Source organism: Mannheimia haemolytica, from assembly GCF_004342115.1.
GTDB lineage: Bacteria > Pseudomonadota > Gammaproteobacteria > Enterobacterales > Pasteurellaceae > Mannheimia > Mannheimia haemolytica.
The window spans coordinates 22200-32441 of record NZ_SMAC01000027.1 but is presented as its reverse complement, the minus strand read 5'-3'; the positions used below and the strand labels follow the sequence as shown (position 1 = coordinate 32441).

The window sequence follows — 10242 nt, the reverse complement described above, 5'->3', positions numbered from 1 at the left end:
GGATTTGGGTGGAAAAGAATTTAAGCTCAAATTAATCTGACAGACACGGTAATTTAAAACGGGGGACTGTCAGATTAGGTTTGATCTTCTACATACATACATTTAAGTTTGAACCTAAATCTGACACTAGCGTACTTTGTGCTGAAGCAACGTAAGCTCTCTTAATCGTAGAATAACCCTGGTTGACAACTGTACCCTCGTTATTTACGCCATTTTCTAACGTGGTATTATTGACAACCAATGTACCACTTGGAGATACGTTTACTTTAGACACATATTTTTTACCGTTAATAGTGACAGCACCTTCATTGAGTGTTGTATCCCCTTCAAAAGTACTAGCACCCGATAAAATTAATTCGCCTTGGCCATTTTTCACCAAGCCTGCATCACCGTTAATATTATTGGAAAACTCATAGCTTCCATTTGGAATATTTACAGTCACGTTATCGGCTAAAGCGAGTCGTTTATCAAAACGCGCAGGGCCATTAGTGGCTTTTTCAATATTAAGTAAACCCCATCCATATACATCATCAACTCCAGGAGCGCCGATATCGGTTGCCGTCGAGAGAATAGATTGTTTGATAAGGTTACCATCCATCCAAGGATATTTTTGTTTCACGAGAGCTGCTGTACCCGTAACGGCTGGAGCTGCAAAGGATGAACCACTAGCAATAATGTTTCTACCTCCTAAATTAAAGATGTAGTCACCCATTGCGGTAACGGTCCAATTTTTTGCCACACCGGCTTGAGAATATGGCAATAAATTGCTCCATTCAAAGTTACCCAATCCCTGATTAGTTCTGGTTGCTACCGCAACAACAGAAATCCAACCTTTTTCCAAGTCAGCTTCATAATGAGGTAACCCAGCTTGGAGTGATGGATCAAGATCACCACGGTTATTCCCCGCAGCCCAGACAAATAAGCCCCCCTCTTTTACTTTATCCTTATAGAATTGCAACACATTACCATCAAATTGGTGTAAATAGTAATAGCTAGAATTTCTATTGTTATTAAAATAAGTAAGAGGCTTTGGAATACCGTATGATTGGTTAAAAATACGGGCTCCCCTATTCCATAAGTCATAATAAATTGGAGCTGTTGCGGATAATCCTGTACCCGCATTTGTTGTTTTGGTAATATCCGCAAGTAATAACGTTGACTTAGACGCTACTCCATTGCGAGAGTTCCCTCCCCCAACCATTTCTGCGACCTCAATACCATGTGTTGCAGAAGCCGGGGCAGTACGCCCTGTTTCAATAATAACAGCGCGATTACCAAATTTTTTGAGTATATCGTCCTGCATTAAATAGTTTTTAAAACCACTATCTAAGATACCGACTTTAACACCTTCACCAGTTAACTTAACATTTTGTTTGTTATTAGGATCATCAATGTTGTAACCACGAGAGCGGTCATTCCATCGAATACCTACATTGGGTACACCAACAGCTACAGGTTCAGGATGAAGATTTACCGGTGTTGTAGGCCTAATGATAACTGGACGGGTGTCATCAATTGGCGATTCAATGACAGGTTTGTTATCTGTAATTGGATTAGGCTGTGTATCAGTGATGGGTTTATTATCAACTATTGGTTGGACTGGCGGATCCATAATTGGGTTGGCATCAATAACCGGTTGAGTTGGCGTATCTACAACGGGTTTATTGGCAATCGGTGTCGGTTTATTTACAATTGGTTTGTTCACAGCAGGAGCATAAGTGGTACGAACGGTTGTTCTCCCATTATGCGTTGTATAAACTTTTGTAACTGTAATGCCATTAACTGTTGTCGAAACAGTTCTGGTTGTTACACCTGCATTGCTACCTGGATAATACCACGACGAATAACCATTACGGCTATTCGATGTATAGTAGCCCGAATAAATCGGTGCATATTTATAGTAACTATAATAACTATCCGTGGCGGAAGGATAATATCTTGTTCTACTTGCAAGCTGATCTGAAAGTTCAGTTGCGTTAACCTCTGGCGATAAGGCTAATATTGTTGCTATTGCAACAAAATAATTTCTATTTTTCACCTTTTGGTTTCCTTCTAATAAATACAAAGATACTCTTGTTTATTTCAAATCTACTACGGATCCTTAATAGACTTGTAAAAACAAGAGGCAGAGATTAGAACAAAAATCAAAATTAAAATCAAGAAAAGGAAAATGGTAATTATTTGTGGATCTATCCATAAACTCAAACAGACTGAGGAGCTATTCCGATTATAGAAAGCCCCTCGAAAGCTGTTGATAATTTGGAAAATAATTTTTAGGTTATTAGCTATTGCCCATAATAAGCATTTGCACCATGCTTACGCAGATAATGCTTATCTAATAATTCCTGTTGCATTGGGCCAATTTGTGGGCGAATTTGATGGCTAATAAAATTCATGTAAGCCACCTCTTCTAATACCACAGAATTATGCACAGCATCGTGTCCATCTTTTCCCCAGGTAAATGGACCGTGTGAATGTACCAACACACCTGGAACTGCTTTCGGTTCAATACCTCGAGTTCGGAAAGTTTCGACAATCACCTTTCCGGTTTCCAGCTCATAACTGCCGGCAATTTCCTCTGCGGTCATTTTGCGAGTACAAGGAATCGCACCGTAGAAATAATCGCCTTGAGTGGTGCCAAGTGCCAATAAATCACGCCCTGCTTGTGCCCAACCTACAGCATTGCGAGAGTGAGTGTGTACCACACCGCCAATATCAGTGAATTGGCGATAAAGTTCTAAGTGCGTTTCTGTATCAGAAGACGGTTTTTTATCTCCGTAAACTCGATTACCTTGTAAATCAACCAATACAATGTCTTCCACCGTCATCGCATCGTATTCTACGCCGGAAGGTTTGATGGCGACTAAACCGGTCTCACGGTCGATTTCACTTACGTTACCCCAAGTGAAAGTTACCAAGCCATACTTCGGTAATTCTAAATTGGCTTTTAACACACGCTCTCTTAAGGCTTGTAATGCAGGGGTTAATTCAGTTAATTGCGTCATAGGGTAAATCCTCCTTCTTGCATTTTTTGTTCGATCCAACGGCGGGCGTTGATGATTTCAGTAATCGGCTCTTCGGCTTTTTCCGTCCACATTTCAATTAAGAATGCGCCACGGTAATTCAGCTCGGCAAGGGTTTTAAAACAAGCGGCGAAATCTACGCAACCGTCACCGAATGGTACGTCACGGAACTGACCTTTGCAGGTTTCAGTCACTTTGTAAGTGTCTTTTAAGTGAATAGCTGAGATTTTGTCGATGCCGAGTTTCAGCTCTTCCGCTACGTTGTCGTTCCACGCTGAGAGGTTGCCTAAATCCGGATACACGGTGAACCACGGTGATTTGATGATCTCGTCCCATTTTTTCCAGCGGGAAATCGAACTCATAAATTGGGTGTCCATAATCTCTACCGCAATGGTGACTTGGTTGCTTGCCGCCAGCTCTACCGCCCATTCTAAACCTTCTTGGAAGCGTTGAATCGTGCCTTCGTCCTGCTCTTCGTAATAAACGTCATAGCCGGCAAGCTGAATGGTGCGAATACCGAGATCTACCGCCAGTTGAATGGCTTTTTCCATAATTTCATAGGCTTTTTGGCGGGTCGCTTCATCACAAGAACCAAACGGGAAACGGCGATGACCGGACAAGCACATTGACGGAATGGTCACGCCGGTGTTGATGATGGTTTTCACCAGCTTGGCACGCTCTTTTTTGCTCCAATCAAGGCGGGCTAAGCGTTCGTCCGTTTCGTCAATCGACATTTCCACAAAGTCAAAACCGCAGACTTTGGCGATAGAAAGGCGGTCTTGCCACGAAATGTTTTTCGGCAAGGCTTTTTCGTAAATACCAAGTTTATGTTTTCTCATAGTTTTCCCTTGAACATCATAAGTAAAATTTTGATTAAATTTGACCGCTTGTACAGGCTAAGCCAAGATAATATCCAAGCCTCTATTTCGCAATTCTTGGATAATTGTCGGATCAGCTTCTTTGCCGGTAATCAATAAATCAATTTTATCGAATTCTTTAAACAGCATACCGACTTTTTTACCGAGCTTGGTGCTATCCAATAACACCACATAACGTTCTGCGTGCTTTGCCATTTGTTGCTCGGCATTGGCAATAATCATATCGGTTTTAAATAATCCTTCGCTGGTTAAGCCTTTGCCACTGGTAAACATTGTGGTAGCGGCATAAGTCATCTCATTTTGGGTGTTAATTGAGAGCATCACTTTTTTATGTTTATTATATTGCCCACCCATAATCACTACATCATCGTGGCAACCTGCAATCAACTGGTTTGCAAGCGGTAGATAATTGGTAATAATTTGCAATTTTCTACCACATAATACTTCACCGAGCATTTCCATTGTGGAACCACACGTCAGAATAAGACTTTCCCCATCTTTACATAAACGACCGGCGGCTTCCGCTATTCTACGTTTCTCCTGCGCATTGTTAGTTATTTTGTGTGCTGTAAAAACTGTAGAAGCTAGAATTGCTTCTGCTCCGTTTCTAACCTTTTTTAATTTACCTTGACCATCTAATTTACTGATATCACGTCTTGCTGTTGCCGGAGAAATATTTAACAACTGCATAATATCTGCTGTTGAAAGTGCTTTCCGTTCTTCCAACAGGGCTAATAACTCTTTGTGTCTATAACTTTCGTTCACTACTTTATCCCATTACTAATCACTACTGCTCCATAATGAACTTGCTAAAACGCCACTCTCCAGTGAGAGTGGCGACTGCTCACCTATAGCATGGATTTAAATTGAATATTTGGCTCTTGCTCGAAGCAGTCATCAAAGCCGCGAGGGTGATGATATTCAATTAAGTCTTTATCACGTGGGTAAACATATTTGCCGCCCACTTCCCAAATAAATGGGTGGAATTGGTATTGTAAGCGATCTTTACGCATACGCCATAAATCAATAATTTCTTGCGTACTTGCCATAAAGTTTGTCCAAATATCATGGTGAACTGGAATAATCACTTTACAGCGTAAGCATTCCGCCATACGTAATAAATCAACTGAAGTCATTTTATCCGCAATACCAACCGGGTTTTCGCCATAGTTATTCAGTGCTACGTCAATATCAAATTGCTTACCGTGTTTAGCGAATTGGATTGAGTAGTGAGAATCCGCACCGTGATAAATCGTACCGCCCGGGGTTTTGAACACATAGTTCACAGCTTTGCGTCCCATTTCTTCATCTGATGGGCATAAGCCTGCAAGTTCTCCGCCACGTTCTTCTGCACCTTCTACCGGTAAGGTCACTAAACAAGTACGGTCAAATGAATCTAGGGCGTGAATTTCTACATCTTTTAATTTCACGACATCGCCCGGTTTTACCACAATGATACGCTCTTCCGGCACGCCCCATTTTTTCCATAATTCTGCACAGTGCCACGGGCCGACAAATTTAACGTGGTCTAATTTCGGATTATTGCAAATAGCCGCTACCACGTTTACATCAATATGGTCTGAGTGATAGTGAGAAGCGAGAATGAAGTCCACTTCGTTAATCGCAAACGGATCTAACACCATCGGTTGAGCCCGCAAATTAGGCTGGAGCTTACGCACCCCTGCCATATTTGCCATTTGATGACCACGCACCATATCTTTTACTTTCTTGGTGGATTTACCACGACCGCACCATAAATCCATACAGATATTCGCACCAGCTGGGGTTTTAATCCACACACCGACACAGCCTAGCCACCACATTGCAAAATTGCCTTCCGGTACAACTTCTTCTTCAATTTCTTCATTCAACCAAGTACCCCATTCAGGGAAAGTTGAAAGGATCCAGCTTTCACGAGTGATTTCTTGAATTTTGCTCATAATAGTCTCCTGATTTACGCTAAAATAAGAACAATGCAATCAAAACCAATCATAAACAATCACAAAAATTTGTACATCTTTTTTATTCAAAAATGTGATCTATGTCTAATTTTTTATGATTTACTGGTAAAAATTTATTTTAATAACTTGATTTAAATACCATTTATTTAGCATATATGAGCTAATTTAAAGAATAATCTTTAATAATCACGAATAAATATATTTTTCTTCCTCCATGACGAGATTATAAAAATAAAATGTGATCTCGCTCACAAATAATTAAAAATAATCTTTTTTAATCTTTTTCTAGCGTTTATCATTAATTCCGACAACTTCTCTGAAGTTTTTTAGTTCTATTAATCTCTCAACAAAGAGGCCCCCTATGGACTTTTTAACCGAAATTCTCCTTTTCTTAAAGGATCAAGTGCTGAATAAAGCACCCTTCTTACTAGGTATCGTAGCTTGCTTAGGTTACATTCTTCTTAAAAAAGACACTTCTACGATTATTAAAGGCACAATTAAAACAATTGTCGGTTTTATGATTGTACAAGCCGGTTCAGGTTTCTTAGTAACCAACTTTAAGCCGGTTATTGATGGCTTAGCCAAATATCACCAACTTACCGGTGCAGTAATTGACCCTTACACCAGTATGCAATCGACCATTCAAACCATGGGCGAGAACTACGCTTGGGTTGGTTATGCCGTAATTGGGGCGCTGTTCCTCAATATTCTATTAGTGGTGTTCCGCCGTTTAACCGGTATCCGTACCATTATGCTCACCGGTCACATTATGTTCCAACAAGCAGGCTTGGTTGCGGTGTTCTATATGATCATCGGAGCGTCAATGTGGGAGACCATTATCTACACCTCAGTGTTGATGGCTCTTTATTGGGGTATTTCGTCTAATATTATGTATAAACCAACCCAAGCGGTAACAGGCGGTGCAGGCTTCTCAATTGGTCACCAACAACAAATTGCTTCTTGGATTGCAGTCAAACTCGCACCAAAACTTGGCGATAAAGACGATACTGTAGATAAAATGAAATTGCCTAACTGGCTCAATATTTTCCACGACAGTATTTCTGCAACCGCATTAGTAATGACCATCTTTTTTGGAATCATCTTACTTTCATTCGGTTTAGATAACCTCAAAGAACTTGCTGGCAAAACCAACTGGTTTATGTACATTCTTGAAATGGGCTTGAAATTTGCGGTGGCAATTCAAATCATTGTAACCGGCGTACGTATGTTTGTAGCTGAGCTTTCAGAAGCCTTCAAAGGTATTGCTGAACGCTTAATTCCAAACTCAGTATTAGCGATTGACTGTGCCGCTATCTACGCTTTCTCGCCAAATGCGATGGTATTCGGCTTTATGTGGGGGGCTATCGGTCAATTTGTGGCAGTAGGCGGCTTGCTTGCAGTAGGCTCACCGGTGCTTATTATTCCGGGCTTTATCCCGATGTTCTTCTCTAACGCAACCATTGGTGTGTTTGCAAACCAATTTGGTGGTTGAAAGCAGTAATGAAAATCTGTTTTGTGATGGGTATTATTGAAGTGCTTGGCTCAGCTTGGGTTATTCAAATGCTTGCTTCACAAGGCACAACCTTTAACGGTTGGATGGGTATGGCTGACTGGGCATTGTTCTTCCCACCAATCCTACAAGGTATTATCAGCATTCCGGGCTTCTTCTTTGTAATTGTGGCAGCAGCAATGGTTTATATGTTCTTCGCATCTAAACAACTTCGTGCCGAAGAAGCAGAAGCGGCAGCTCGTGGCATTACACTTGAACAATTAGACGGCTACGGCTTAGATGAAGTAAAAGCAGAACCAAAAGCGGAGGCAGTAGTGCAACAAGCGGTCGAAAATGCCGAAAATTCTGCAAACCCAATCCGCATTCTAGCGGTGTGTGGCTCTGGTCAAGGCTCATCAATGATGATGAAAATGAAGATCAAAGGCTATCTCGACAAACGTGGTATTCCGAATATTATGGATTCCTGTGCGCTAACTGATTACAAAGGCAAATTAAGCGAGGTTGATATTATTGTCTCCAGCAAACATTTAGCCAACGAAATCGAAGTACCGGAAGGCAAAGCGGTATTAGGTGTACAAAATATGCTAAATCCAAACTCATTTGGTGATGAATTAGTTGAGCTAATCAATCAGCATAATGCAAAATAAGTAAGTTTAGGGGTGAATAATCACCCCTATCTATGCTAAAGATTGTAAAAACTCACTTCATCAAACGAGGAATTATCCAATGAAAAAAATCTTATCCACCCTGTTTATGCTCTCCGCGGTTAGCGTTGCCGTTGCCAAAGAGGTAAACATTAAACTACTTGGTACCTCAGACGTTCACGGACGTGTTGTGCCGTGGAGCTACGGGGCAGACGTGGAAGACAAATCCGGCTCATTCGCCCAAATTGCAACCTATGTCAAAGAGGTGCGTGCCAACCACAAAAATGTGTTGCTGTTTGATATTGGCGATGCGATTCAAGACAACCAAGTCGAAGAGTTCGCTAAAACCTTAGACAAAGCGAAAAACAATCCCGTGCCGAAAGTGCTGAATGCAATGAATTACGACATCTTCATTCTCGGCAACCACGAATTTAACTTCGGAATGCCGAATTTAGATGCGATTTTAAAAGACATTAACGCCAAAATTCTCACTGCCAACTTCTATCACAAAGACGGCAAACGCTACGTTGAGCCAACTACCATCATTGAACGTGATGGCGTAAAACTTGGGATTATCGGCTTAACCACCCCAATGTCGGCTATTTTTGAAAAAGACACCGGTCATTTAGACGCAATGAAGTTCACTTCGCCGATTGAAGAGGCGAAAGCCCAAATTGCCGATCTCAAAGCCAAAGGCGTGGACGCCATTATTGTGCTGGCACATATGGGGATTGAGAACGAAAACAACATTCCCGACACCGGCGTGGCGGATTTAGTGAATGCAGTGGACGGTATTGATGTAATTATCGCCGGCCATATGCATAAAGATGTGCCGAGTGAAACTATCAAAAATACCCTGATTACCGAACCGCACCGCTACGGCACAGTGGTTTCCGAAGTTGATCTTGCCTTTGATGTGAATGACAAAGGCGAAGTGAAACTACTTTCTAAAACCGCCAAAACCGTACCGGTGAAGAAACTCGCAAGCGATCCGGAAATCGAAAAAATTTACCAACCGTATCACAATGAACTGCGTGCCTTAAACAACGTCAAAATCGGTGAAACTGCACAAGATTTAATCCCACAAGGCAAAATCACGGTGTATCGATTGCTTTCTCGCAAGACACCGGAATGTCCTCATTGATCCACGATGTGCAACAACATTACAGCGGTGCAGACGTAGTGAGTTTTGCATTTGACTACGAAACCGTGCGTTTAGACAAAGGCGACATCAAGAAAAAAGACATCATCTACAACTACCGCTATGCCGGTGGCGATGTGAGCATGTATGAGCTAACCGGCAAACAGCTTAAACAGTATATGGAATGGTCAGCGGATTACTTCGACACCATTCAAGCCGGTGACAAAGACTACCGCTACAACGCTGTGCGGGGTAAATCTAAATACGTTACCTTCGACCTATTCGGCGGCGTAAGCTACAACATCGACCTACGCAATCCAAGCGGTAGCAAAATTGTCGATCTAAAACTGGCAAACGGCAGTCTAATCACCGATGACGGCAAATACAAAGTGGGAATGAACTCCTACCGCTTTGGTCAGCTCACCAAAAAAGGCGGCATCTGGGAAGGACAGTAAATCCCCGTGATTTGGGAATCCAAAGTCGCCATGGGGGCTGAAAAAGGCACAATCCAAAATATGCTGATTGATTACATCACCAACGTCAAAGGCGGAAAAATCGAAGGCAAATCGCATAACCGCTGGGCGATTATCGGCTTAAATTAACGAAAGGGAAACACTATGAACTTAAAACAATCTCTTATTGAAAATAACTCTATTTTGCTCAATCAATCAGCGGCGAATTGGGAAGACGCAATCAAAATCGGCACTGATTTATTAGTCAAAGCCGGTACGATTGAACCACGCTATTACGATAATATTGTAAGCAAAATCAAAGAGATGGGGCCTTATATTATTCTTGCACCGGGCTTGGCAATGCCTCACGCCCGTCCGGAAGAAGGTGTGATTAAAACCTCTTTCGCTTTAGTGACTTTTGACACCCCGATTTATTTTGAGGGCGAAGATGAGCCGGTTCACGTTATGCTAACCCTTGCAGGGAGTGACTCTGATCAGCATATGCAAGGCTTGGTAGAAATCACCCAAGTGCTAGATGACCCAGAGAGCGACACAGGTGTTGATTTAGATAAAATCCGCCGCTGTAAAACGGCTGAAGAAGTGTATGCAGTAATCGATCAGGCATTAGCCTAA

At 41.8% G+C, this 10242-nt stretch carries 6 protein-coding genes and 2 pseudogenes; 3 read left to right on the top strand and 5 right to left on the bottom strand.

The genetic code is table 11. From position 1 onward, the window contains the following. Positions 1 to 88 precede the first annotated feature (88 nt). The 5 genes from EDC41_RS10335 to ulaG form a co-directional block, all read right to left on the bottom strand. Entirely contained in the window at positions 89 to 2065 is a 1977-nt protein-coding gene (locus EDC41_RS10335) for a S8 family peptidase (protein WP_235658921.1), read from the bottom strand. Positions 2066 to 2285: 220 nt separating this feature from the next. Further along, complete coding sequence (locus EDC41_RS10330) at positions 2286 to 3005, bottom strand: L-ribulose-5-phosphate 4-epimerase (RefSeq protein WP_006250343.1); 720 nt, start codon at positions 3003 to 3005, stop codon at positions 2286 to 2288. Beyond that, positions 3002 to 3862: an L-ribulose-5-phosphate 3-epimerase gene (locus tag EDC41_RS10325; RefSeq protein ID WP_006251182.1), complete on the bottom strand. Its 861-nt coding sequence runs from the start codon at positions 3860 to 3862 to the stop codon at positions 3002 to 3004. Before EDC41_RS10325 ends, EDC41_RS10330 begins: the two co-directional genes overlap by 4 nt. Before the next feature lie 57 nt (positions 3863 to 3919). After that, a complete protein-coding gene (gene ulaR, locus EDC41_RS10320; RefSeq protein WP_006251181.1) occupies positions 3920 to 4666 on the bottom strand; it encodes an HTH-type transcriptional regulator UlaR in 747 nt (248 codons plus the stop codon). Positions 4667 to 4749: 83 nt separating this feature from the next. Beyond that, a complete protein-coding gene (gene ulaG / locus EDC41_RS10315; protein ID WP_006251180.1) occupies positions 4750 to 5841 on the bottom strand; it encodes an L-ascorbate 6-phosphate lactonase in 1092 nt (363 codons plus the stop codon). A 382-nt stretch (positions 5842 to 6223) separates the two neighbouring features. Here ulaG and EDC41_RS10310 point away from each other — a divergent pair. The 3 genes and pseudogenes from EDC41_RS10310 to EDC41_RS10290 all read left to right on the top strand — a co-directional run bounded on the left by EDC41_RS10310 (position 6224) and on the right by EDC41_RS10290 (position 10242). Beyond that, positions 6224 to 8019 (top strand): annotated as a pseudogene (locus EDC41_RS10310) (PTS ascorbate-specific subunit IIBC). Between the two features lie 79 nt (positions 8020 to 8098). After that, positions 8099 to 9759: pseudogene (locus EDC41_RS13915) on the top strand (bifunctional metallophosphatase/5'-nucleotidase). A gap of 15 nt (positions 9760 to 9774) precedes the next feature. Further along, the gene (locus EDC41_RS10290) at positions 9775 to 10242 is read left to right on the top strand and encodes a PTS sugar transporter subunit IIA (RefSeq protein WP_006249347.1); all 468 of its coding nucleotides are present in this window, start codon (positions 9775 to 9777) and stop codon (positions 10240 to 10242) included.

What these genes read in the sequence shown, in the direction of transcription:
- EDC41_RS10330 (WP_006250343.1), bottom strand. Translation starts at nt 3,005, where the DNA reads ATGACGCAATTAACTGAATTAACCCCTGCATTACAAGCCTTAAGAGAG.
- EDC41_RS10325 (WP_006251182.1), bottom strand. Translation starts at nt 3,862, where the DNA reads ATGAGAAAACATAAACTTGGTATTTACGAAAAAGCCTTGCCGAAAAAC.
- ulaG (WP_006251180.1), bottom strand. Translation starts at nt 5,841, where the DNA reads ATGAGCAAAATTCAAGAAATCACTCGTGAAAGCTGGATCCTTTCAACT.
- EDC41_RS10290 (WP_006249347.1), top strand. Translation starts at nt 9,775, where the DNA reads ATGAACTTAAAACAATCTCTTATTGAAAATAACTCTATTTTGCTCAAT.